Raw genomic sequence first — 25,108 nt, forward strand, 5'->3', positions numbered from 1 at the left:
CCATATAAAAATCGCGTTGTTAGAGTAAATATAAAAAAGCAGCTGATCTCCTATCGAGCAGCCGCTTTTTACATTGCAAAAAACTTTATTAACAATGATTTATGGTATTCAATCCTTTATGATTTCGGTTCGTTTAATAGGTAATGTGCAGCAACGGAATGAGCCGCCGGATTTTATAATTTCGGATAAGTCCACTTCGATAACTGTATAGCCCCGTTCTCTCAAGTTCTGGTTCACTTCTTTATTGACCGGTAAGCTAAATACTTTTTTATGTCCGATTGAAAGGACGTTTGTTCCCATAGTAAATTGTTCTTCGGCATTTACTTCAATCGTCTTATACATACCTTTCAACATGTGAACCGTTTCTTTTTGGAGAGCTTCTGGGAAAATTAGAGCATCTTCAGGAGAAAGAATATTAAACACGCAGTCCAGATGAAGGTATTTTTGATCAAACTCAATGGGGATGACTTCATAGTTAGGCAACAATTTTTTTAAACTTTTAACTGTATCTTCATTTGTCCGGCTGCTTAAACCGACAAATACTCGTTTGCCATCGATTATTACGTCTCCACCTTCAATTTCCTTACTAAATAGTCTTTTATGCGGCATGCTATTTTTCGATAACCACTTTGTTAACACTTCTTCTTCCCCTTGACGGATATCGCTTGCCATTTCCGAAATGTAAAGCGTGTGTCCAATTGTGAAGCCGATATCACGCGTGAAAACCTGCTCCGGTTTCGTCTTTGCAGGTGGCAGCATATAAACTGTGACTCCATTTTCTGCCAAAGCATCTGTAAATGCCTTATGCTGCTCCATCGCTTTTAGCCGGTTAATATTTTCTTCTGCATATTCTTCCTGAACTTCATTAATCACTTCTGTAATTTCCATGTATTTCGGCTGGCATACGATTACTTTCTCCAGCGCCTCATATTCTGTATGACAAACGATCTGTTGTTTCACTTCTTTAATTGCCCTCATCCTATAGCCTCCGATTAATGTTCTCTCATTTACTATTCCCTTTTGAACAGCTCTGAAAACAGTTTGTGAAAAATGATCGGAGGGTAATTTTATATACATATACATATACATATAAAGGAGGCGGAGTATTTGTTTGCAAAAGAACAGAAAGTAAATCATGGACTATTGACAAAGGAAGAAATGGAAACGAGGAAGGATTTGCCGCTGTGGCTGAAGCGGGAATATGAGACGTTTGTCCGTACGGTGACCGATAAAACGTTTCCCTGCTATTTTGGAATGGGCGGGCAGTTGAAAGGAGAACTTCGGTACGCTTACGTTACTCAGGATGATTGGTCCAATTTACCGAAGGCATTAATCAGTTTTCTCGAATTGTTTAAGGACCCAAAACATAAACGGCATGGGTTATTCGTCTTTGTTGAGCCTTTTGAACAAGAAGGACAGCTTGAACAATACCGAGAACAGTTTTGGAATATATTGCAGTATTTACATGAGGAGGATCCCATTGAATGGCCAGAAGATTGTCCGAAAGATCCGGAACATTATTTATGGGATTTCCGTTTTTACGGTGAACCGATCTTTGCTTTTGGTAACGCACCTGCCTATAAAAAGAGAAAGACCCGCGATTTAGGAAATGCCATGGTGATTGGATTCCAACCAAGGAAGATCTTTAAAGGACTAGAAGGCACCGAAAAGGGAGGAATCATGTCTCGGGAAAAGGTTCGTGAACGCGTAGCAGTTTGGGATCAATTGCCGAAACATCCCGATATCGGCCATTACGGCGATCCAGACCATTTAGAATGGAAACAGTTCTTCATCGGGGATGATTGCATACCGATTACCGGAAAATGTCCATTCTCGCATAAATCCGTTTGAGAATGATCACTCGTTAGTTGAACAGTTGGATACCCTCGAGTAGAATTTGAATAGCAACAGGAGGGGAAATTAAATGGAAGCCTATATCGTGACTGGAGCCTCTAAGGGCATCGGTAAAGAATTAGTAGAACAATTAACGGCAGAAAACCATTTCGTTATCGGCCTTTCCCGATCAGGGATTATGAAAGACGGTGTTCATTCGATCCAATGTGATTTAAGTGATCCATCCCAAATTAATGCAGCTGCAGAAGAAATCTTCAATCTGCTTCCTGATGCATCCAGTTATACATTGATCAATAATGCAGGGATGATTGAACCGATTGGACTGGCAGGAGAAGTGGAACACACTGAAATAACCAAAAGTGTCGCAGTAAATTTAACGGCCACAATGATTTTAAGCAATTATTTCATTCATCATCTAAAAGACGTGAATGCGAAAAAGCAAATCATTAATATTTCTTCTGGAGCAGGACGAAAACCGTATGAGGGCTGGAGCAGTTATTGTACGACGAAAGCCGGAGTGGATCATTTTTCAAGAGTAGTAGCTTTGGAACAGAAAACAGCTAAGTTTCCTGTCCAGATCGTCTCAATCGCACCAGGAATCATTGACACAGGGATGCAAGAAAAGATTCGTTCGTCAAAAGAAGAGGACTTCCCGCTGTTAGACCGATTCAAATCGTATAAAGAGAATGAACAACTTAGTTCTCCAAGTGAAACAGCAACGGAATTAATTTCCTTTATGAAGAAGATGCATCAATTCGATGAAACAATTTTAGATCTCCGCAATCTATAAAGAGCAGCCGTTCCTTAGTGATAAAGGAACGGCTGCTTTCTTCACATTTCTTTCTTTTTTTCAATGGCAATGATGAACGGGGGGCTGTTTTTCTGATTCAGGAATTCATACTTCATGACATCGACTTGTGATTGGGGAAGTGTCGATACATAATCCATGATGTCATCACGTTCCTCTTTTCCGCCTTCATGACCATGATAGACGACAAGCACGATTAACCCTCCAATCTTCAATCGGTCCAAGATCCCCTGTATGGCCGTGATGGTCGTTTCGCCCTTTGTCACGACAGAATGATCGCTGCCTGGCAAATAGCCTAAGTTGAAAATCGCTGCACTAATCTCACGACTTACATACTTTAACACGTGTTCATGTCCATCATGTATTAAGGTTGCACGGTCACGGTTATTCCCTAAACGTTCAGCTGTTTTAGTTAAAGCATCTTCTTGTACATCGAATGCGAAGACATGTCCAGTTTCACCAACAAGTTGAACCAAGAAAAAAGTATCATGGCCGTTTCCGGCAGTGGCATCAATCGCAGTATCCCCCTCTTGAACAACTTCTTTTAGAAGGTCTTTTGCAAATGGGAGAACTCGTTTTAAAGTCATAACGGGTTCACCTCTACAGGGGAGGAATACTTACCTTGCCAGCTATTCCTTCGTACTAATTCCGCATCGATTCCATTTAAAACGTCCCACTTATTCGAACTCCACATCGGACCAATCATGAGATTAATCGGTCCATCCCCAGTTATCCGGTGGATGATCATTTGGGGAGGCAAGATTTCGAGCTGATCCACGACGAGCTGTATATATTCGTCCCGATTTAAAAATTGCAGCAGACCTTTTTCATATTGCTTGACCATAGGGGTGCCTTTTAGTAAGTGCAGAAGATGGATCTTAATTCCTTGGACATCAAGTTTTGCAACTTCACGCGCTGTCTCCATCATCATCTCTCTATCCTCTAAAGGGAGGCCGTTAATGATATGTGAACAAACACGTATACCATGTCGACGTAGTTTCTCTACACCTTCAATATACGTCTGATAGTCATGAGCACGGTTAATGAGCTTCGCTGTTTTTTCATGGACTGTCTGCAAACCTAACTCCACCCACAAATATGTCCGTTCATTCAGTTCTGCCAAATACTCCACAACATCATCCGGAAGGCAGTCGGGGCGCGTTGCAATGGAAAGACCCACAACCCCTTCTTGCTGAAGGGCTGTTTCGAATTTCTCTTTTAAAACCGGAAGAGGGGCATGCGTATTCGTATAGGCTTGGAAGTAGGCCAAATACTTTCCATCTTTCCATTTTCGATGCATTTTCTGTTTGATGTCCTCGAATTGAACGTCAATCGGATCTATTTTTTTCCCCGCAAAATCACCTGACCCGGCCACGCTGCAAAACGTACAGCCCCCGTAGGCAACTGTTCCGTCCCGATTCGGACAATCGAATCCAGCATCCAAAGATACCTTGAACACCTTAGAGCCGAAATGGTCCCGCAAATGCCGGTTCCATGTATAGTAACGTTTTCCGTCAGAAGGGAATGGATATATGTATTCTGTCATTGTTTTCACTCCTATTAAAACAGATTGTAGCATGTTTTTGTGAGTTCACTACAGTTAACTGAAAGTTCCAACATCAAGTTGTATTCTTGTTCTTCATAAGAAAAAGAAATACACTTATTCGAGGATTACGTATCGGAGGAACAGAACATGCCGAAAAGTGTATGGCTTTTAATTATTGGTATGCTTATTAACACGGTCGGGAACTCATTCCTTTGGCCGTTAAACACGATCTACATGCATGATGAATTAGGAAAATCGCTGGCAGTAGCTGGACTAGTGTTGATGGCCAATTCAGGTGCAGGAGTTATTGGAAATATGCTGGGCGGAGTATTATTCGATAAAATCGGTGGTTATAAATCTATCCTTACCGGTATTATCATCTCCCTGTTGGCTCTTACAGGCCTCGTTTTCTTCCATGGCTGGCCACATTACATATGGTTTTTGACTCTTTTAGGATTCAGTGGAGGAATTGTCTTCCCGAGTATGTATGCGATGGTCGGAACTGCATGGCCAGAAGGAGGTCGTAAAGCTTTTAACGCCATCTATCTTTCGCAGAATGTCGGAGTTGCCATTGGACCAGCTTTAGCTGGTGTTGTAGCGGATATAAGTTTCGATTATATCTTTTTAGCCAATTTAATCATGTACATCTTTTTCTTTCTTCTGGCCTTGTTCGGTTATAAGAATTTGATGATTGCTCCTGAGCAGCACACCACAGTTATTAATGAAGGAAAACGGATTAAGAATAAAGCTCCGTTTTATGCATTGCTAATTGTTAGCATTGGATACATCTTGTTATGGTTGGTCTATTCTCAATGGACGACAACAATTTCAGCTTATACGCTGGATCTTGGAATTACGTTGACACAGTATAGCTCCTTGTGGACGCTTAACGGGATCCTAATAGTCGCGGGACAGCCATTGATCAGACCAATTGTCAAACGAATGGAACACCACTTAAAAGGCCAAATTTTACTTGGCACTGTAATATTAATCATCTCCTTTGTAGTTGTTGCGTACGCTGAACAATTCTCGATGTTCGTAGTAGCTATGGTCATCTTGACGATCGGAGAAATGTTTGTTTGGCCCGCAGTACCTGCTCTTGCAAGTCAGCTGGCACCAAAAGGCCGTGAAGGCTTCTATCAAGGGATTGTCAACAGTGCAGCAACCATTGGCAGAATGATCGGCCCATTCATTGGTGGAGTACTCGTCGATGAGTACGGAATGAAAATGATGTTCCTAATCTTGACCATTTTAGCCTCATTCTCAATTATTACGAGTTTACTTTACGATAAACCGTTAAAAAATATAACTAATGAACAGCAGGCTAATACAAAATAAAATTATTTTACACTATCCAAAAGATGCGGGGACAATCAATGTCTCCGTGTTTTTTCGTATATCACAATTGTTTATTTCTATTGCACAGAATAATTTAATCTGAGAATATAAGGGTAGACTAGCAGATTTTCATTTTAGATATAAAGAGATATAATAAAAAATGATAGCGCTTTATTTCTAAGGTGAGATACTGAATAATAATAATACATAGGGGGTTACAACATGAAGCCTATTTATTCGTCTGCGGCTGAAGCGGTGGGAAATATTCATGATGGAGCAACATTGATGGTCGGTGGATTTGGGCTGGTAGGAATACCGGAACAATTGATTTTAGCACTTGTCGAAAAAGGAGTTAAAGATTTGACTGTTATCTCCAACAATTGTGGAGTTGATGAATGGGGCTTAGGGCTTCTTTTGAAAAAACGACAAATTAAAAAAATCATTGCTTCATATGTTGGAGAGAATAAGGAATTCGAACGTCAAGTACTTGCAGGTGAAATCGAAGTTGAATTGACGCCACAAGGTACACTTGCTGAGAAAATTCGTGCTGGCGGTGCTGGTATTCCGGCATTCTACACACCAGCTGGTGTTGGGACAAGCATTGCTGAAGGCAAAGAAATTCGTACGTTCCATGGCAAGGAATATGTGTTGGAAGAGGCATTGCATGCTGATTTCGCTTTGATCCGTGCTGCTAAGGCCGACAAGTTCGGAAACTTGATCTACAACAAGACTGCTCAAAACTTCAATCCGATGATGGCTGCAGCTGGTGCAGTTACTATTGCTGAAGTGGAAGAACTCGTAGAAGCTGGAGATCTTGATCCGAACACGATTCATACACCGAGTATTTATGTACAAGGGCTATTGGTTGCGAAACAAGAAAAACGGATTGAACGTCTAACGACGAGAACTTCTTAAGAAAGGGGTCTGAACGAAAATGGGAAACTTAAATATAAGAGAACGTATTGCAAAGCGTGCCGAGCAGGAGATTGAAGACGGAAACTACGTAAACCTCGGAATCGGTATGCCGACTTTGGTTGCAAACTTCATTTCAGAAAATAAAACAGTCGTTCTTCAATCTGAAAACGGATTGCTTGGAATTGGACCTTATCCAACCGAAGATCAGGTAGACCCGGATCTAATTAATGCTGGGAAGGAAACCGTTACAACCATTCCAGGTTCAGCCTTCTTTACCAGTGCTGAATCCTTCGCCATGATTCGTGGTGGTCATATTGATGTAGCCATCTTAGGTGGTATGGAAGTTTCAGAGAAGGGTGATCTTGCCAACTGGATGATTCCAGGGAAGATGATTAAAGGTATGGGCGGAGCAATGGACCTTGTACATGGTGCTAAGAAAACGATTGTCATTATGGATCATGTTGCTAAAGACGGCTCAGCGAAGATCAAGAAAGAGTGTAGTCTTCCACTTACCGGAAAAGGCGTAGTCAACAAAATCATCACTGAACGGGCCTTAATTGAAGTAACAGCTGATGGTCTTGAACTTAAAGAAGTGTTCGAAGGATTCACTGTACAGGACATCATTGATTCAACAGAGGCGGAACTGATTGTGAAAAACGTGAAAGAAAACGTTAATTTAGGTTAATTGCATTCACAAAGAGGTTGTCCTTGTTAAGCATGAGCGGGCTAATTGCAGGGTTAGCTCTGCTGATTTTCCTGATTATGCAAGGGGCCAATATCTTATTTGTCGGACAAATTTCGGCATAACTGATTTCGGTGACAAGCGGAATGCCATCTTCAGTCCGTATGTGGTGAAAGTCACAAGGAAGCATACTGGGCAGTTGCCGCTACAACAGTAGTGCCAGTCATAGGAGTAATCATTTCGATGCTCCTATTTAGTTTAGGATTAGGAGTTTAACAAAAAATGTCGCCGTCTCGTACGGCGATTTTTTAATTGGGCAATTGCCACTTGTCAATTCAGAATTGTTCCGCTAAAATGAGACACAATAGCATTGACGAAGAAGAGGAGTAGTAAATGTAGGGGCTTCTGTAGAGAGCTGGCGGTTGGTGAAAGCCAGTGGAGCAATTCATTGAACTCGCCTTGGAGTCTGCAGTGGTGAATGATTAGTAGCCGGTGCCGTTTTCCGCGTTAAGGAATGAATCGAGTTGGGCGGCTATGCCGTCAATTTGGGTGGTACCGCGGGAGATTACAACATCCTCTCGTCCCTATTTTTACAAATAGGGGCGGGAGTTTTTTTATTTTCACTCACTGCAACCAGGATTATTTTTGAGGAGGAAAAACAATGGCATTTCATCATCAACGAATCGAAAAGAAATGGCAGCAATACTGGAAGGAAAACAAAACATTTAAAACGGTAGATGAGCCATCGAAACCGAAATTTTATGCACTCGACATGTTCCCGTATCCATCCGGCGTCGGTCTTCACGTTGGACACCCGATCGGTTACATCGCAACTGACATCTTAAGCTCATTCAAACGCATGCAAGGTTATAATGTTCTTCACCCAATGGGCTGGGATGCATTTGGTCTTCCTGCTGAACAGTACGCTTTAGATACTGGAAATGACCCTGCAGAATTCACGGCGAAGAACATCGAAACGTTCAAGCGTCAAATGAATGATTTGGGCTTCTCTTATGACTGGGACCGCGAAATCAATACAACGGATCCTTCTTATTACAAGTGGACCCAATGGATTTTCATCCAACTGTATAAGCGCGGTTTGGCTTATGTAGATGAAGTGCCTGTTAACTGGTGCCCTGCACTTGGAACAGTCCTTGCAAATGAAGAAGTGATCGATGGGAAATCCGAACGTGGAGGACACCCGGTTGAACGCCGTCCGATGAGACAATGGGTACTTCGGATTACTGAATATGCAGATCGTCTTCTTGAAGATTTGGATGATTTGGATTGGCCGGATAGCTTGAAGGAAATGCAACGCAACTGGATCGGCCGTTCGGAAGGTGCACAAATCACATTTGACATTGAAGGTTCGAATCTTTCATTTGAAGCATTTACAACACGCCCTGATACATTATTCGGTGCAACGTATGCAGTGTTGGCACCAGAACATGACTTGGTTAATAAGATCACTACGTTTGAACAAAAAGAAGCGGTAGCAGCTTACTTGGACGAAGTGAAAATGAAAAGTGATCTTGAGCGTACAGATCTTGCAAAAGATAAAACAGGTGTATTCACAGGTGCTTATGCCATTAACCCGGTTAGCGGCGAAAAAATGCCGATCTGGATTGCGGATTACGTACTATCCACTTACGGCACAGGTGCCATCATGGCAGTTCCAGCACATGACGAGCGTGACTATGAATTTGCGAAAAAATTCGGTTTGCCAATCGTTGAAGTCGTTGCAGGTGGAGACATCGAAAAAGAAGCATTCACAGGCGACGGCGAACACGTAAACTCCGGTTTCTTGAATGGATTAGGAAAAGAAGAGGGAATCAAAAAAGCGATCGAATGGTTAGAGGAAAATGGAAAAGGCGAGAAGAAGATTACTTACCGTTTACGTGACTGGCTTTTCTCCAGACAGCGCTACTGGGGTGAGCCGATTCCAATCATCCATTGGGAAGACGGGACAATGACGGCTGTCGACGAATCAGAGCTTCCATTGATGCTTCCTAAAACAACAGACATCAAGCCGAGTGGTACAGGTGAATCTCCGCTTGCAAATATTGAAGAGTGGGTAAATGTCGTGGATCCGGTAACTGGTAAGAAAGGACGCCGCGAAACAAATACGATGCCACAATGGGCGGGGAGCTGCTGGTACTACTTGCGCTATATCGATCCAAACAATGATCAGCAATTAGTTGATCCTGAGTTGGCGAAACGCTGGTTGCCGGTTGATATCTACGTTGGTGGAGCGGAGCATGCGGTACTTCACTTGTTATATGCTCGTTTCTGGCACAAAGTTCTTTACGATTTGGGTGTTGTTCCAACGAAAGAACCATTCCAAAAATTGTTCAACCAAGGCATGATCTTAGGTGAAAACAATGAAAAGATGTCCAAATCAAAAGGGAATGTAGTAAACCCAGATGATATCGTGAAAACTCACGGTGCGGACGCTCTTCGACTATATGAAATGTTCATGGGACCACTTGATGCTTCAAAAGCTTGGTCTACAAATGGGCTGGACGGAGCTCGTCGCTTCCTTGACCGGATCTGGCGCCTATTCGTGAATGAAGATGGGTCATTAAGTAAGAAAATTGTAGACACGAACGATGGCAAATTGGATCGTGTATACAACCAAACAGTCAAGAAAGTATCCGAAGACTATGCAAACATGCATTACAATACGGCAATTTCACAAATGATGGTGTTCATCAACGATGCCTATAAAGTAGATGCAATTCCTAAGGAATATGCAGAAGGCTTCGTGAAGATGATGTCTCCAATTGTCCGCCACGTTGCTGAAGAACTTTGGGAGAAACTTGGCCATACGGAAACGATTACGTATGAGGCGTGGCCAACATTTGACGAAAGTAAACTGGTCGACAATGAAATCGAAATGGCAATTCAAGTGAACGGAAAAGTCCGCTCGAAGATTGTCGTGGCGAAGGATGTAACGAAAGAAGAACTGGAAAAAGCTGCACTTGCTGATGCCACCATTCAGGAATGGACTGATGGCAAAGAAATACGTAAAGTCATTGCGATTCCAGGTAAATTGGTAAATATCGTAGCGAATTAATTTATATATGAAGGAACACCGTGCTTGCAAAAGCTCGGTGTTTTTTCTTTTGAAGATTTAGTTGTAGATTTAATGCGTTTGGTTGTAGGCTTTTTGGATTTGGTTGTACACTTTTTGGATTTGGTTGTACACTTCAGTTGTTTGGTTGTAAACCAACATCTTATTTTGAATTAAATTCCAAAATAAGACAATATACCTATTTATTTTGCTAAATAATGGTTGTATTATAGCTATTAGAGATTTGGGAACGGAATATATTACCAATCTCGATAAATGGCAAACTTGGCGAAAGCCAAGGACGCAAAGCTATAGGGACTTCCGTGCGAAGCACGATGTCAGCCAGCTGCCGAAAGATTCAGGTAAAGTAATTGGTTGTTGACGGTCTTCGCTTATTTGTGGTGCCCTAAACTTGGCCTGCAATGAAGATAGAAACTTCCAATGAATGAACCTCGCTTTCGGCAAATGGCGGGGTTCATTTTTTTGTGGAGGTGAATGTATGAAGGTGTTGGACGAAGACACAGGGGTGACCATCGTTGAGAACTTAAAGCCGGCTTACTCATTCACGAAACGTCTGAAAGGCCTCATGTTCGATAAACGGATGCAGCCACAGTCAGGTGTCCATATAAAACCTTGCACATCGGTTCATACGTTTTTCATGAAATTTCCGATCGACATCATTTATGTAGATAAAGAGATGAAAGTCGTCGGACTGGAACAGTCACTCGAGCCAGGGAAAATCGGAAAACGATTCAAAAATGTGCACTCCGTCATTGAGTTGGAAGTAGGTCGGATTTTGGATTTGGGAATTACAGTAGGACAAACTATAAAAATACAACAATAAAGGGAGATTAACATATTATGAAAAAATTCTTTGCAGATTTCTTAAACGAACAAGAAGGACAAGGTATGGCTGAATACGCATTAGTACTTGGAGTAATCGCTGTTGGAGTTGTAGCATTGCTTGTAACATTCGGTGATACTATTAAAGGGAAATTCCAAACAGTAATTGATCAATTTACAAAAGAAGCTGCACAATAATAAATTAATTTAGCCTTTAAGGAGGACACCCAATGCAATCAATCGACTTGTTACTATTGATTCTTCTCGCCATCTGTTTTGTCACGGATATCCGGGAACGGAAGATTTATAACAAAGTCTTGCTGCCGGTGCTCCTCCTTTCTGTTATTTGGAATACCGTAATGGATGGATGGAGCGGACTTGGCAGTACCCTTTTAGGACTCGTAGCCGGGTTCCTGCTTCTCTTGATTCCATACTTGATGAAAGGCATGGGGGCAGGGGACGTAAAACTGCTGGCGGTTGTAGGCGCGATAAAAGGGCCGATGTTTGTCCTGACAACCGGAGTATATATGGCTGTGATTGGCGCAGCTTTAGCAGTCCTACTGATCGGTTGGAGACTTTTGAAGGCAGGACAACTGCTAACTCTTCTTCACCGCAGCAGCCTCATGAATTATGGAATGAAACTGAATCTCATTCGGTCATTCTCTTCCAAAGAAGCTTTACCATATGGAGTGGCAATAGCATTCGGTGCAGTTGTCAGTTTACTCACGAACGGAGTGATTAGCTTATGATTAAGGACCAACGAGGTCAGTCTTTAGTCGAATTTGCGCTTGTCATTCCGGTTTTTTTATTGTTGGTGTTATTCATCGTTGATTTAGGCAGAGTTGCCTACACATATACGAATTTACACTTTACAGTTCAGGAAACTGTAAGACAAGGCAGTTTCGGTCACTCGGATATCGACATGATTTCCTATGCAAAGGCTCATTTTACTGCAGGAAATCCGAATGAACTCTCGGTTTCTATTAGTCCATCGGAGTCAGTCAGAAGACCGGGGGATCAATTGACTGTGAAATTTTCATATCCATTGGAACCGGTCATGCCGCTTGCGGAACTTGCCGTCAGTGGGCCAATTGATTTAAAAGTGGATTCGACCATTCGGATCGAGTAGGAGGGAAAATGGTTGCTTAAAAGATTTATCAGAGATGAGGACGGCAATATTCTTCTCCTATCCGTCTTTTTATTTTTGGCCTTTACTGCATTCGCAGGGCTTGTCGTAGACGGCGGTCAATTATATATGAACAAAACCCACCTTCAAAAAGTCGCGAACGCCGCAGCCCTTTCTGCCGGTCAAGAACTTACCACAAAAGATCCGAAAGTCGTGGAAGACTTGGCAAAGGAGATTGTGGACAAGCATGGAGAACTGAGTTCCCTCCAGAATGTCGATATCATCCTTGAGCGAAAAGTGACTGTAAAGCTGAATAAGCCAGTCAAATTATTCTTCTCCAGCCTGTTTGGAGTCGATTCAATCGATGTACCTGCTAAAGCTACTGCCAAGATTGGTGTCATCGGCAGAGGTTATGGAGCGGCACCGATTGGAATTAACGAATCAATGGAGTTGGTCTACGGACAGGAATACACGTTGAAGGTAGATGAGACAGGCAGCTCAACAGGTTTCTTCGGGATATTGGCAATTGAAGGGCCAGGTGCAAAAACATACGAACAAAACCTTATGCATGGCTTCGATGGGGAATTGAAGGTTGGAGATATCGTGAATACCCAAACCGGTAATATTGCAGGACCTACTAAAACCGGCATCGATTATTTAGTCAACACATGTAGTGACATGAATGATCGGGATTGTCCGAGGATCCTGCTCGTTCCAGTTTATAAACCATATAACTACACGACAAATCAATTGAAGCAGGTTGAAATTACTGGATTTGCCCATTTTTATATTTCCGGGCCGATGAATTCTCAAGATAAAACGGTCAAGGGTGTTTTTATGAAGCGGGTAAGCCACGGTTTTGAAATGGATCAGGCAGTGGATAAAGGAGCTTATGCTCTGAAATTAGTGGAGTAGGTGAAGAAAAGAATGCGTTCGCGCACATTGTTTATATTAGCGATTTTAATGGGATTGATCACGACTCTAATGTTCGTTTTCTCTTTGCGTCCAAATGACGAACCACAGGAAGTCATCGAAATGAAAAACGTAATTGCTGCAATACAGCCGATTTCAGAAAATCAATTGATTACAGAGGACATGATCGAAGTTAAAGAGCTTCCGGCCAACATAGTTCATACCGCTTCTCTACAAACGAAAGAAGAGGTAGTCGGTAAGGTTGCTTCGACGAAAATCGAGACGGGTGAAGTAATCCTTAAACATCATATCCAGTCAGTTGAGGACGAGAAGAGTTCGGTTGCCAAGAAGATTAAGGACGGTTACCGTGGGGTTTCAATTGGTGTGAACATCGTTCAATCCGTTTCCAATTTGGTCGAGCCTGAAGATGAAGTGGATGTTATTTACACTTTACGCAAAGGGTCAAGCGGACAAGAAGTAGTCAACTCCGATATTTTATTCACAGGGGTAAAGGTATTGGCCATCGGTACACGGATGACTGTTCCGACTGAAAATGAAGAAGTTGTTGAATATGCGACAGTTACTTTGGAATTGAAGCCGGAAGATGCGGTCAAGTTAGTGAATGCCCTTGAAACTGGTTCTCTCCATTTGACCTTGCATTCACGGATTATTAGTGAGTAGGTGGTGTTGTAGATGGAGGAACAAAAAACAGGAAAAGTGATTGCAGTTGTCAGTGCAAAGGGCGGAGTTGGCCAGACGATGATTGCGACGAATTTAGCCATAGCACTGCAGAAAAAGTTTTTATCAATTGTATTGGTAGATGGAAAAATGCAGTTTGGGGATATCGCGGTGGCATTGGATCTCCGTTCTGCCATCACGATGAAAGAAGTTGCAGAGGAAATGGCTCGGATCGACAGTTCAACCATTTCAAATTATTTAAATGAACATGAATCCGGCATTTCAGTACTTCCCGCACCTGATCGTCCCGAATTTGCAGAGCTGATCACGAAAGAGATGTTCTTAAATACGGTCAAGCTGCTCCAGCAACATAATGATTTTGTTGTAGTCGATTGTGGATATGCCTTTGACGATTCGACAATCGAACTTTTGGATGTAGCGGATGAAATTTTAGTCATCACAACACTCGATATGATATCTCTTAAAAATACTAAGCAGTTATTGGATACATTCAATATGCTTGGTTATACAGGGAAAGTGCGCCTGGTTTTAAATCGGCACAATATGGAAAGTCTCATCAAGGCTGAGGATGTTCCTGCCATGATGGGTACTGAGGAAGTTTTTTATATCGCCAATAACTTTAAAGTAGTGAGCCAGTCCTTGAATATCGGTATTCCGATTGTGAGTAGAAGAGGCAGTTCAGATGTTGCGAAGGATTTATTTAAACTTGCAGAAACCATCATTTCAAAATCTCCTGAACATCAACCGCAACAGTCTATTAAAAGAAGATGGTTTCCATCATTAAAATGAGGTGTAGAGTATGGGCTTGATGGATCGTTTACATCAAAAGACTCCAGTTGAACCGCCTGAAAAACAGGTTGTAAATGTAATGCCTGAAGTAAAGCAGACCATTGAAGTCCGTGCTGAGGTTAAGGCTTTCGAAAAAGCGAAAAGTAAGCCACGCCAAAGTGATAAAGAATCGGATTTCAAGAAACTCGTCCATAAGGAAATCCTTGGTGAAATCGATTTAGATGAAGACCAAGAGAACTTGGATCAAAAAATCGGGAAGATTGTAGCCAGTCTATTGAATGAAGATGAATCCTTCCGAAAGACGATTGACCGAAAAAAAGTAACTGACGACTTGATCAATGAATTAACCGGTTTCGGGCCGATCAATCCATTGTTATTGGACGAGTCTGTTTCTGAGGTAATGGTGAATGGCCCTGATATGGTTTACTGTGAACGCAATGGCCGTCTTGAATTAACCGATGTAAAATTCCGTGATAATGAACACGTCCTGAATGTCATTGACCGGATCGTTTCCCCGCTTGGAAGACGGATTGATGAAACAAGCCCGATGGTGGATGCAAGGCTACCGGATGGTTCACGTGTAAATGCCATCATCCCTCCTCTTGCACTAAATGGACCGACAATCACGATCCGGAAATTTTCAAAGGATCCTTTGACGATTCATGATTTGATCCGGTTCGGGACAGTAACGGAAGAGATGGCGGTGTTCATAGAAGCATGCGTTAAGGCGCGCTTGAACATCTTTGTCAGCGGCGGTACAGGTTCAGGGAAAACGACAACATTGAATGTCCTTTCCAGCTTCATTCCACATGACGAACGGATTGTGACCATTGAAGACGCAGCTGAACTTCAGCTTGGCCAAGATCATGTCGTATCCCTCGAATCTCGCCCGGCCAATATGGAAGGGACGGGAGAAATCACGATTCGTAACCTTGTCAAAAACTCGCTCCGTATGCGCCCTGATCGCATTGTCATCGGGGAAGTCCGTGGTGCAGAAGCTCTTGATATGCTGCAAGCCATGAATACAGGTCATGACGGATCTCTTGCAACCGGCCACTCCAACAGCCCGAGGGATATGATTTCCAGGTTGGAGACGATGGTCCTTCTTGCAGGTGTGGAATTGCCGATCCGAGCGATCCGTGACCAAATCTCCGGTGCACTTGATGTGATTGTCCAACAAGCCCGTTTGAAAGATGGAACAAGACGGATTGTTAACATTACGGAAGTCCAAGGGTTGGAAGGCGATATTATCGTATTGCAGGATATTTTCGTTTTTCAGCAAACAGGTGTAGACGAAAACGGCAAGGTGATCGGCAGGATGGTACCGACTGGAGTTCGGCCGAAATTCTATGAACGACTTGAGTCATCAGGCATTTATATCCCACCTCATGTATTTGTTGACAAAGAGGCGGTCCATGCATGATGAATGGTCTGTTGTTTATATTTCTTCTATTAACGTTCTCTCTATTATTTGCAGCGATTTTGTCAAAGCTGTTCTATCAACGGCAAGTAGTAGAATCCAGGATGAGGGAGTACATTTATCAAGATAAGCCTTCAGAAGATAAGGACCAACAAGTCAAACTTTTGATCGACTTGTCCGGCGCGAAAGAACGGGTTCGTAAGCAATTAAAGAAAAAAGATAAAAACGAAGCAATTGAAATAAAACTGCAGCAGGCGGGTGTACCATTGAAACCGGAGGAATACGTCATGTTCCAATGGATTTCTCTCGCTTTCTTCACTGGATTATTTTACTTGTTCATGAGTTTTGCCGGATTGTTCATCGGAGCGGCTATCGGCTTTACGCTGCCAAGGACGATTTTGAATCTTCGTAAGAAAAAGCGGATCCGGCAATTCAATGATTATTTACCTGAGATGATTTCTATCACAGTAAATGCCTTAAGAGCAGGATTCAGCTTTTTCCAGGCATTAAAGAATGTGGCGGAAGAGGCACAATCACCGGTAAAAGAAGAGCTTGAAATCGTGCTGAAAGAAATGCAGTATGGTGCAACAGTAGAAGAATCACTGAATCGTTTGAAGGAACGGATGCCAAGTGAAGACTTGGATTTGATGATACAGGCGATTATAATCCAACGGCAAGTCGGAGGGAACTTAGCTGTCGTATTGGAGAAAATTGTTCATACGATTCGTGAACGTCTAAAGATACAAGGTCAAATTAAGACATTGACAGCACAAGGGAAACTTAGCGGAATGGTTGTTGCTTTCCTGCCGGTTGCCTTGGCAGGAATTCTATCAGTCATCAATCCATCGTACATGACAGTGTTGTTCACTACCCCGATCGGGCTCGGCATGATTGCTTTTAGTGGACTATCTATGCTGATCGGCTTTTTCTTCATTATGAAAATTACGTCCATAGAGGTGTAGCAGATGATTAACTTTTTAGTACTTATAACAATCGGACTCCTATTAGGCGGCGTCTATTTGACGATGAAGGAAAAAAAGCGAACTGTCCGTGAACGTATTGCTTTCATTCGTGGGGATGAACCGGTAGAAAAAGTAGAAAGTTCTTCAGTAAAAGGCTCTTTGTCTGAGAGGTTAGTAGAGCCGAAGATAAAGGCAATGAAAAAGAATTTCAACAAGACTAAAAACCGGAAAAAGTCGGAGAAGATTGAATTGAAGCTCTTACGTGCCGGTAAGCCTTTCGGGATGAGTCCATTCGAGTTCAAGATTATACAATGGGTTCTCATGATCGGAGTTCCGGTGTTCTTTTTAGTGCTGAGTTTAATCGGAAATCTTAGTACAGTTAGGACATTCTTTCTTATGATCATGGGGTTCTCATTTGCAGCATATTTGCCCCATGCTTACGTCAATTTGAAAATAAAATCCAGAGCGAAGCTTGCTATCAAAGAATTGTCTGATTTTGTGGATTTACTGGCGGTCAGTATGGAAGCGGGTCTTGGATTTGATCAGGCGCTTAGTAAAGTGGTGCTTAAAAAACAAGGGGTGCTATCGGAAGAGTTTCAACGTTGTCTCGAAGAATTACGTCTTGGAAAGACTCGACGAGAGGCTTTATCAGGAGTAAGAGAACGCCTTGATGTGGATGACATTAAAATGTTGGTCGGTAACATCATCCAGGCAGAACAGCTTGGTGTAGGAATGGTCCAAATCCTGCGAATACAGGCTGAGGAAGTGCGTGTAAGAAGGAAACAAAGAGCTGAAGAGCAGGCAATGAAAGCTCCAGTTAAGATGCTATTTCCGTTAGTACTCTTTATCTTCCCTTGTATTTTCATCATTCTGTTAGGTCCGGTAATGTTGCAATTAATGGATACTTTTAAATAAGTAAAAGGTCTACCCAAAACGGATAGACCTTTTTTCATTTCATTACTGAACGTATATTAGTAAGTGGAAGCATGACAAATTGTGCTTTGCCGATAATCGTCTGTTCTTCGATGAAGCCTAAACCATTGCGGCTATCCATGCTGACGAGACGGTTGTCACCCATGACGAAATAATTTCCATCCGGTACTTCAATCGGACCAAAGTCCTCTGTGAGATTCATGCTTTGTTGCTTTGCGTTTTCCATATTTTCTTGCAAGTAACCTTCATCTACGACTTCACCATTCACAAACAACTGGTCGTCCTCCATTGAAATTGTATCTCCAGGCAGCCCAATGATGCGCTTAACATAGCGATCGGTTTCTTCAGGTCGTTTAATGATGACGATATCGCCCCGATTGAATGAGTCAGTAAAAGCCATAAACTTATTTACGAATAATCGTTCCTCATTATGGAGAGTAGGCTCCATTGATGCACCTTGCACCGTATAAGGTGAGAAGATGAAGATTTTTATGAAGATGGCAATTGCTAATCCGATGAACAATGATTTGGCCCACCCCCAAATCTCTTCCTTCCATTTACTTTGTTCCATTCCCCTTCAACTCCGTTAAATTAATTCTTTTGAATAAAGCCCGGCATTTGAGCCCGCTAATTTTCCTGTGACAAGTGCCGATGTAATATTATAGCCTCCGGTGTATCCGTGTATGTCCAGAATTTCCCCACAGAAGTAAAGTCCCGGTTTCTTTTTTGAAGCCATTGTCTTTGGTTCAATTTCTTTAATGGATACTCCACCACCTGTGACGAATGCTTTCTCAATAGGTTGCGTTCCAATCACGGTCATCGAAAAAGATTTTACCAAATGTGCCATGTTCCGTATCTTTTCCTGGGAAATAACGGATAAATTAGAGGCGGGATCGATGTCTGCCTTTTCCAAAAGGAACAAGACCCAACGTTCAGGGGCAAATTTCCAGACGTTCTTTACAGCTTTTTTTGGCTCTTCTTTCAGTTGTTTGATTAAGAGCTGGAAGACACTTTCTTCATTCTCATCAGGCATGACATCAATCCGTATTTCAACGGGCTTTCCGCCATTCTTTTTCATTTCCTTTACGACGAACTGACTGCAACGTAAAATGGCTGGACCACTCAAACCAAAGTGGGTGAACAACATGTCCATCTGATGTGTAACGAGTGTTTTTCCTTTTTGATTCAGAACCGATACAGCCGTGTCTCGAAGAGCAAGCCCTTGGAGCTCTTTCGCCTTAATGAAATCCTCGTCGGATAGTAAAGGTACTTCGGTAGGGAAGATATCTGTAATCGTATGTCCGGCTCTTTCAGCCCATGGGTATCCATCTCCAGTGGAACCGGTTTGCGGGACTGCCTTACCGCCAACTGCAACGACGACTGCGTCCGATCGGATTTCTTCTCCATCCTCAAGACGTACACCCAGTATCCGTTCTTCGTCCATGAGCAGTTTGGCAACACGTGATTTGAAGCGTACTTCCACATGGAGCCGTTCCAACTCACGAATCAAGGCATTTACTACATCCATTGCCTTGTTCGATACAGGGAACATCCGGCCGTGGTCTTCTTCTTTCAATTTGACTCCTAAATTTTCAAAGAACTCAATGATATCGTAGTTATTAAAGACGGAAAAAGGGCTATATAGAAAGCGGCCGTTTCCTGGGATATGCTTGACAATTTCTTCTTGTGGCAGGCGATTTGTTACATTACAGCGTCCGCCTCCGGAAATCGCTAATTTTTTTCCTAATTTCGTGCCTTTCTCGATCAGAAGCACTTTTTGTCCGGTTTCTCCTGCGGCAATCGCGGCCATAAGCCCCGAGGGACCTCCGCCGATTACAATGACGTCATACATGGTGGAACCTCTTTCGTTTTTCTTCAATTATACACAAAAGTGGACAAACGATTGTGAAATAGCAGCCATAAATGTAAACTAACAAATAGATTCTATAGTTAGGAAGGGTAGTATGTCGTCTAAAAATAACAGTTTGGTCCAAGGTACGATGATTTTGACAATTGGTTTGTTCTTGTCAAAAGTCTTGGGCTTAATATATATAGCTCCTTTTTATTCCATCGTTGGTAGTGAAAATATCGGTCTTTATCAGTATGCTTATGTTCCTTACAATATCATGCTGACCATTGCCATTTCGGGTGCGCCGATTGCCGTTTCAAAATTCGTATCCAAATACAATGCGTTAGGCGACTATGATGCGAGCAGAAGACTATTAAAGTCTGGAACATTGATTATGTTGATCACTGGTTTTGTATCATTTCTCATTATGTTCCTAATGGCAGAGCCTTTTGCTAATTTAGTGATTGAAGATAAAGATCAAGAATTCACAGTTGAGGATGTCGCAACTGTCATTCGCTGGGTAAGCTTTGCACTGATCGTTGTCCCGGTAATGAGCTTGTTCCGCGGTTATTTCCAAGGCAATCAGTATATGATGCCGACCTCTGTTTCTCAACTTGTCGAACAAATTGCCCGGATTGTATTTCTGCTCGGGGGTGCTTATTTAGCAGTCGATATTTTAGGCCAGTCTGAAAAAACAGGAGTCAGTATAGCTGTTTTTGCAGCATTTATCGGGGCGATTGCAGGAATTCTCGTCCTCTACTATTACTGGAGGAAATATAAACCTGAATTTAATTCTTTATTGCAAGGTAGTACATCAACAAATTATTTATCTTATAAGGAAATCTATCGTGAAATACTGTTTTCGACAATGCCTTATATTTTTGTAGGAATGGCGAATTCACTTTATCAACTCGTCGACTTGACCACTTTTAACAAAGCAATGGCGGAAATCGGTCAAGCAGCCATTTCGGATAGGGAACTGGGTTATTTGAATTTATTGACCCATAAGCTTGTCATGATTCCTGTCATGCTGGCAACTGGATTCTCCATGGCGTTAATTCCTCATATAACGAAATATTATACAAAAGGGGAGCAGAATCCACTTAACCGCTCACTCGATCAGACATTCCAACTCCTTTTGTTCTTAACAGTACCGGCCATTATCGGGTTAACCGTTTTGTCTACAGAATTCTATACGCTATTTTATGAGAAGGATGCGAACGGAATCGAAGTATTGGCAGCCTATGCGCCGGTAGCGCTACTGTTCAGTTTATATCCAGTGACAGCGGCCATACTTCAAGGGATTGACCGTCAGAAATGGATCGTGCTCAGTACGTTATTTGGTCTATTATTGAAATTGGCTTTGAATATTCCTTTCGTCACAATGTTTGAGACAAATGGTGCAATTTTAGCTACAGCTATCGGATATATCGCAACGATTATCATCAATATCGGAGTGATTGTTGCAGCGATGGATTACCGCTCTAAAATGTTGACGCGTAGAATGATCCTCATAGGAATCATGAATGCAGTGATGGCAGTTGTTGTTCTAATCGTCCATCTTGTATTGATTTTCATCGACCCGATCGATGGGAAATTCGATTCCTTCCTATACATCCTCATTTGTGCAGGAGTCGGGGCCGCCGTTTATGGCTACATGGCACTTAGAACAGGTCTGGCACAGAAGTTGTTAGGTGATAGGATTACACGTATTGCATCAAAACTTGGATTTTAAGGAGGCGACAGCATGAGGTTGGATAAATTCCTATCCAATATGGGTTTCGGCTCAAGAAAAGAAGTGAAACAGTTGATGAAATCCGGAGCGGTTACGGTGAATGGGATTCCTGTAAAAGACTCCTCCTCCCATGTACAAGAAGGTACTGACCGAGTCTCTGTACTGGGGGAAGAAGTTGAATACATTAAATATATTTACTTAATGATGAATAAGCCTCAAGGCGTAATCTCTGCGACGGAAGACGTGCAGGATCAGACTGTGATCGATTTGTTGGATCCCCTTCATCGGCATTTTGAACCGTTTCCGGTCGGCAGACTTGATAAGGACACGGAGGGTTTGCTGTTATTGACGAATGACGGCAAGCTCTCACATAACCTCTTGTCACCGAAGAAGCATGTACCAAAGACGTATTTTGCTGTCATTGAAGGAATCGTTACTGAAGAGGATATCAATAAGTTTCGTGAAGGTGTCATTTTAGAAGATGGGTATGAAACAAAACCCGCTGTTTTGAACATCTTGGAAAGTGGCCCGCAGTCTGAAATTCAATTAACGATCACAGAAGGGAAGTTTCACCAAGTGAAGCGGATGTTTGAAGCGGTCGGGAAACGGGTGACTTATTTGAAGCGCCTTTCGATGGGGAATTTAAAGTTGGACCCGAAACTCGCTTTAGGAGAATACCGTGAATTGACAGATGAAGAAATAGAGGAATTAAAAAATAGGGACGGCATGTAAAAACATGCCGTCCCTTTTCTATGCGAAGATTTAATCTAAGAAGTCATTCTCACTTTTTTGTTCGTCGTTGTCCATCTGCCCCGACTGGGACTTTTGACCAGATCGTTAAATGCTAACACATTCAAATCTCTTTGAATGGTGCGAGGAGTGATGCCGAATTCATCGACTAAGTCCTGTGTAGTGACAGTTCCGTTGTTGCGGATGAACATGTACACATCTTTAATTCGAGTGAGCATCCGATCAGTAGTTGGTTTCATCATAAGTAACCACTCCTTCAACTTGATTCTCATGGCATTGACTAGCGGACGACATGGGTCTTCGGCTTAAATTAATCGCCTTGGACATCCCCTTTTCTTGTTTTGTTTATCAGAATTAGGTTATCTGATAATTCAATTATAGGACGATAATATAAAAAAATCTATCCTTTTACGTAAATTCAATTGTAAAGTTTTCAAAACAACGATGAAATTACGAATAATACTTTGTAAATGCAATGTAAATGTACGGAAAGAAATAAGTTAGCTTTCTGTTCTTTCATTTACCCACTGAAGGTGTAGAATAACCTTATAAAGTTGTATGGAGGGGATTGTTTGAAGAACTGGTTAGAAGAAGCTCTTGGCAGAAAAGATGAACTCATGGATGATTTGAAAAACCTCATTTCGATCCCAAGTGTACTAAATGAGGATGAAGCAACAGAGGAAGCCCCATTTGGACCAATGCCATTAAAAGCATTGAATTGGGTACTCAAAGAAGGCGAACAATACGGTTTTACAACAAAGAATATAGATAATTATGCTGGTCATATCGAAATGGGTGAAGGTGAAGAACTAATCGGTATATTAGGCCATGTGGACGTAGTACCGGCCGGATCTGGCTGGACATATGAGCCGTATGAAGGGACTGTCGTAGAGGACAAACTTTTCGGCCGGGGTGCAATTGACGATAAAGGACCGACAATGGCTGCATGGTTAGCCATGAAAATGGTCAAGGATGCAGGTATTGAATTGGATAAGCGGGTGCGCCTAATCATTGGTTCCGACGAAGAGAGCGGCTTCCGTTGCGTGAAGCGGTATTTTGAGAAGGAAGAAATGCCGACGATGGGCTTTGCACCAGATGCGGATTTTCCGATTATTAACGCCGAAAAGGGCATCGCCAATTTATTATTCTCAGTTGACCCTCAAGAAGGGGAGCAAGAAACTCTGTTGTCATTTAAATCAGGACATCGTTCAAATATGGTTCCGGATTATGCTGAAGCAAAAGTGAAGCTCTCGGCAGAAGACTTATTGGAAAATTTTAATGAATTTCGAGAAGAAAATGATGTAACAGGAACAATTGAAGCCGATGAAGAATATGTAACAGTAACATTAAATGGAAAGTCTGCTCACGCGATGGAACCGGATTTAGGAGTGAACGCTGGCGTTCTCTTAGCAAATTTTTTAGTGGATCAAGTCCAAGGAGGAGCTGGAGGGACATTCCTGAAATTTGTCGTTGACGCTTTCGAAGGAGATTCCCGAGGTCATGCATTGAAGTTGGAATTTTCTGATGAGATGTCAGGAGATACAACGTTGAATGCGGGAGTATTGTCATTCGACCATGAAAAAGGCGGAGCAGTAACTGTCAGCATGCGTTATTCCGTTTCTTATCAGTTTGACGAAAAAATTAACGAATGTCTTGAAGTGCTGAAAGATTCTCCTGTTGAGATGACAGTTAAGTCGAATTCAACACCTCACTTTGTGGATGAAAATGACGAATTGATTCAGACTCTAAAAAGAGTATATGAACGTCAAACAGGAGAGGAAGCAACGCTTCTTTCAATTGGCGGTGGAACATACGCCCGTGTAATGAAAAAAGGTGTAGCATTCGGAATGCTATTCCCAGGCAGGGAAGATGTCGCCCACCAAGCGGACGAATACGTTTGGGTGAATGATTTAATTAAAGCTGCGGCCATTTATGCAGATGCTATTAGTGAACTTGCAGGAAAAAAGAATTAGGAAGAGGTTATTAACAACATGATCCTATTATGGAATGACACATTTATTTCCGAAGATGAATTACGAATTTCTAAAGATGACAGAGGCTATCATTTTGGAGACGGAGTGTATGAAGTCATAAAAGTCTATGGTGCTTCCATGTTTACAGCGGAAGAACATATCGACCGCCTTTATGAAAGTGCAGACAAGATTAAACTGATTATTCCTTATACGAAAGATGTTCTTCAAAAGATGTTGTACGACCTTGTTGAAACAAATAATGTGATCGATGGCCATATTTACCTTCAAATAACTCGGGGAGTTGTTCCAAGACAGCATTATTTCCCGTCAGAAGGGATAGAGCCGATGCTTCTTGCTTATACAAAGGAAGCAGAGCGACCACTGAATCAGTTTGAAGCAGGAGTTAAAGCGAAGTTTGTAGAAGATGTCCGCTGGCTTCGTTGTGATATTAAGTCTTTGAATTTGTTGGGGAATGTCCTGGCTAAGCAAGAGGCTCATGAAGAAGGCTGTTATGAGGCAATTCTACATCGAGGAGAAAAAGTGACAGAAGGTTCATCTTCCAATATCTTCGGTATTAAAGGGGGCGTACTTTACACGCATCCTGCAGACAATTTTATCCTGAACGGAATCACTCGGAGAGTTATTCTCCAATGCTGTAAAGAAATCGGGATTCCTGTCATCGAAGAGGCATTTACAAGAGAACAGACATTAGCGATGGATGAATTATTCCTCTCATCGACAACATCGGAAATTACGCCGATTATCGAGGTGGAAGGAAACCGAATCGGTTCAGGCGCACGTGGGCAATGGACCGAAAAATTACAAGAGTCATTCGAGAAAAAGCTGCCTCAAGCGATCGGTATTTAATCACTATAAAAACCGCACTGTTAGATCGGAACTT

At 42.2% G+C, this 25,108-nt stretch carries 26 protein-coding genes, 1 riboswitch and 1 other annotated feature; of the genes, 20 read left to right on the forward strand and 6 right to left on the reverse strand.

Going from position 1 to position 25,108, the window contains the following annotated elements; translation table 11 throughout:
- Positions 1-108: 108 nt before the first annotated feature.
- Positions 109-978, reverse strand: a complete 870-nt coding sequence (locus ACFOZY_RS04625; RefSeq protein WP_378152775.1) for a dimethylarginine dimethylaminohydrolase family protein — start codon at positions 976-978, stop codon at positions 109-111.
- A 129-nt stretch (positions 979-1,107) separates the two neighbouring features.
- On the opposite strand from ACFOZY_RS04625, the gene ACFOZY_RS04630 reads away from it, so the two are divergent.
- Together ACFOZY_RS04630 and ACFOZY_RS04635 are read left to right on the forward strand one after the other, a co-directional pair.
- On the forward strand, positions 1,108-1,851 hold the full coding sequence (locus tag ACFOZY_RS04630; protein WP_378152777.1) for a YqcI/YcgG family protein: 744 nt from the start codon (positions 1,108-1,110) through the stop codon (positions 1,849-1,851).
- Positions 1,852-1,924: 73 nt separating this feature from the next.
- Positions 1,925-2,644 carry an SDR family NAD(P)-dependent oxidoreductase gene (locus tag ACFOZY_RS04635; RefSeq protein ID WP_378152779.1) on the forward strand — a complete coding sequence of 240 codons (720 nt, stop codon included), beginning with the start codon at positions 1,925-1,927 and terminating at the stop codon, positions 2,642-2,644.
- Positions 2,645-2,685: 41 nt separating this feature from the next.
- On the opposite strand, the gene mnmM is transcribed toward ACFOZY_RS04635, so the two are convergent.
- Both mnmM and mnmL read right to left on the reverse strand, forming a co-directional pair.
- Complete coding sequence (gene mnmM, locus ACFOZY_RS04640; protein WP_378152781.1) at positions 2,686-3,249, reverse strand: tRNA 5-(aminomethyl)-2-thiouridylate-methyltransferase MnmM; 564 nt, start codon at positions 3,247-3,249, stop codon at positions 2,686-2,688.
- Complete coding sequence (gene mnmL, locus ACFOZY_RS04645) at positions 3,246-4,208, reverse strand: tRNA modification radical SAM protein MnmL/YtqA (RefSeq protein WP_378152783.1); 963 nt, start codon at positions 4,206-4,208, stop codon at positions 3,246-3,248. Before mnmL ends, mnmM begins: the two co-directional genes overlap by 4 nt.
- 147 nt (positions 4,209-4,355) lie before the next feature.
- Here mnmL and ACFOZY_RS04650 point away from each other — a divergent pair, with 147 nt between their 5' ends.
- The 14 genes from ACFOZY_RS04650 (at position 4,356) to ACFOZY_RS04715 (ending at position 17,882) form a co-directional block, all read left to right on the forward strand.
- The gene (locus ACFOZY_RS04650) at positions 4,356-5,546 is read left to right on the forward strand and encodes an MDR family MFS transporter (RefSeq protein WP_378152785.1); all 1,191 of its coding nucleotides are present in this window, start codon (positions 4,356-4,358) and stop codon (positions 5,544-5,546) included.
- A 222-nt stretch (positions 5,547-5,768) separates the two neighbouring features.
- Complete coding sequence (locus ACFOZY_RS04655) at positions 5,769-6,461, forward strand: CoA transferase subunit A (protein ID WP_378152787.1); 693 nt, start codon at positions 5,769-5,771, stop codon at positions 6,459-6,461.
- Positions 6,462-6,480: 19 nt separating this feature from the next.
- The gene (locus ACFOZY_RS04660; protein ID WP_378152789.1) at positions 6,481-7,146 is read left to right on the forward strand and encodes a 3-oxoacid CoA-transferase subunit B; all 666 of its coding nucleotides are present in this window, start codon (positions 6,481-6,483) and stop codon (positions 7,144-7,146) included.
- Positions 7,147-7,510: 364 nt separating this feature from the next.
- Positions 7,511-7,732: a binding site (T-box leader), on the forward strand.
- 72 nt (positions 7,733-7,804) lie between these two features.
- Positions 7,805-10,219 (forward strand): leucine--tRNA ligase, encoded by a 2,415-nt coding sequence (gene leuS / locus ACFOZY_RS04665; protein WP_378152791.1) that lies wholly within the window; start codon positions 7,805-7,807, stop codon positions 10,217-10,219.
- Positions 10,220-10,484: 265 nt separating this feature from the next.
- A riboswitch (cyclic di-GMP riboswitch) is annotated at positions 10,485-10,570 on the forward strand.
- Between the two features lie 145 nt (positions 10,571-10,715).
- The gene (locus ACFOZY_RS04670; RefSeq protein WP_378152793.1) at positions 10,716-11,060 is read left to right on the forward strand and encodes a DUF192 domain-containing protein; all 345 of its coding nucleotides are present in this window, start codon (positions 10,716-10,718) and stop codon (positions 11,058-11,060) included.
- 17 nt (positions 11,061-11,077) lie between these two features.
- A complete protein-coding gene (locus tag ACFOZY_RS04675; RefSeq protein WP_378152795.1) occupies positions 11,078-11,257 on the forward strand; it encodes a Flp family type IVb pilin in 180 nt (59 codons plus the stop codon).
- Positions 11,258-11,289: 32 nt separating this feature from the next.
- Positions 11,290-11,808, forward strand: coding sequence for an A24 family peptidase (locus ACFOZY_RS04680; protein WP_378152797.1), 519 nt, complete (start codon positions 11,290-11,292; stop codon positions 11,806-11,808).
- Positions 11,805-12,188 carry a TadE/TadG family type IV pilus assembly protein gene (locus tag ACFOZY_RS04685; RefSeq protein WP_378152800.1) on the forward strand — a complete coding sequence of 128 codons (384 nt, stop codon included), beginning with the start codon at positions 11,805-11,807 and terminating at the stop codon, positions 12,186-12,188. The genes ACFOZY_RS04680 and ACFOZY_RS04685 overlap by 4 nt, the downstream gene beginning before the upstream one ends.
- A gap of 12 nt (positions 12,189-12,200) precedes the next feature.
- Entirely contained in the window at positions 12,201-13,100 is a 900-nt protein-coding gene (locus ACFOZY_RS04690; RefSeq protein ID WP_378152803.1) for a pilus assembly protein TadG-related protein, read from the forward strand.
- A complete protein-coding gene (gene cpaB / locus ACFOZY_RS04695) occupies positions 13,101-13,778 on the forward strand; it encodes a Flp pilus assembly protein CpaB (RefSeq protein WP_378152806.1) in 678 nt (225 codons plus the stop codon).
- Between the two features lie 12 nt (positions 13,779-13,790).
- Positions 13,791-14,585, forward strand: a complete 795-nt coding sequence (locus ACFOZY_RS04700) for an AAA family ATPase (protein WP_378152809.1) — start codon at positions 13,791-13,793, stop codon at positions 14,583-14,585.
- 10 nt (positions 14,586-14,595) lie between these two features.
- Positions 14,596-16,008: a CpaF family protein gene (locus tag ACFOZY_RS04705; RefSeq protein WP_378152811.1), complete on the forward strand. Its 1,413-nt coding sequence runs from the start codon at positions 14,596-14,598 to the stop codon at positions 16,006-16,008.
- Positions 16,005-16,967 carry a type II secretion system F family protein gene (locus tag ACFOZY_RS04710; RefSeq protein ID WP_378152813.1) on the forward strand — a complete coding sequence of 321 codons (963 nt, stop codon included), beginning with the start codon at positions 16,005-16,007 and terminating at the stop codon, positions 16,965-16,967. The genes ACFOZY_RS04705 and ACFOZY_RS04710 overlap by 4 nt, the downstream gene beginning before the upstream one ends.
- Positions 16,968-16,970: 3 nt before the next feature.
- Entirely contained in the window at positions 16,971-17,882 is a 912-nt protein-coding gene (locus ACFOZY_RS04715) for a type II secretion system F family protein (protein WP_378152815.1), read from the forward strand.
- 34 nt (positions 17,883-17,916) lie between these two features.
- Here the strand turns inward: ACFOZY_RS04715 and lepB are convergent, their stop codons facing one another.
- Complete coding sequence (gene lepB, locus ACFOZY_RS04720) at positions 17,917-18,471, reverse strand: signal peptidase I (RefSeq protein ID WP_378152817.1); 555 nt, start codon at positions 18,469-18,471, stop codon at positions 17,917-17,919.
- 15 nt (positions 18,472-18,486) lie between these two features.
- Positions 18,487-19,752 carry a BaiN/RdsA family NAD(P)/FAD-dependent oxidoreductase gene (locus ACFOZY_RS04725; protein WP_378152819.1) on the reverse strand — a complete coding sequence of 422 codons (1,266 nt, stop codon included), beginning with the start codon at positions 19,750-19,752 and terminating at the stop codon, positions 18,487-18,489.
- Between the two features lie 112 nt (positions 19,753-19,864).
- On the opposite strand from ACFOZY_RS04725, the gene ACFOZY_RS04730 reads away from it, so the two are divergent.
- Both ACFOZY_RS04730 and ACFOZY_RS04735 read left to right on the forward strand, forming a co-directional pair.
- The gene (locus ACFOZY_RS04730; protein WP_378152821.1) at positions 19,865-21,484 is read left to right on the forward strand and encodes a putative polysaccharide biosynthesis protein; all 1,620 of its coding nucleotides are present in this window, start codon (positions 19,865-19,867) and stop codon (positions 21,482-21,484) included.
- 12 nt (positions 21,485-21,496) lie between these two features.
- On the forward strand, positions 21,497-22,216 hold the full coding sequence (locus tag ACFOZY_RS04735; protein WP_378152823.1) for a pseudouridine synthase: 720 nt from the start codon (positions 21,497-21,499) through the stop codon (positions 22,214-22,216).
- 35 nt (positions 22,217-22,251) lie between these two features.
- Here the strand turns inward: ACFOZY_RS04735 and ACFOZY_RS04740 are convergent, their stop codons facing one another.
- A complete protein-coding gene (locus ACFOZY_RS04740) occupies positions 22,252-22,476 on the reverse strand; it encodes a DeoR family transcriptional regulator (protein WP_378152825.1) in 225 nt (74 codons plus the stop codon).
- A gap of 330 nt (positions 22,477-22,806) precedes the next feature.
- On the opposite strand from ACFOZY_RS04740, the gene pepV reads away from it, so the two are divergent.
- A complete protein-coding gene (gene pepV, locus ACFOZY_RS04745; protein ID WP_378152827.1) occupies positions 22,807-24,207 on the forward strand; it encodes a dipeptidase PepV in 1,401 nt (466 codons plus the stop codon).
- 18 nt (positions 24,208-24,225) lie between these two features.
- Positions 24,226-25,074 carry a D-amino-acid transaminase gene (dat, locus tag ACFOZY_RS04750; RefSeq protein WP_378152829.1) on the forward strand — a complete coding sequence of 283 codons (849 nt, stop codon included), beginning with the start codon at positions 24,226-24,228 and terminating at the stop codon, positions 25,072-25,074.
- Positions 25,075-25,108 lie beyond the last annotated feature (34 nt).

Source organism: Chungangia koreensis, from assembly GCF_042651785.1.
Classification (GTDB): Bacteria; Bacillota; Bacilli; order Bacillales_A; family Planococcaceae; genus Chungangia; species Chungangia koreensis.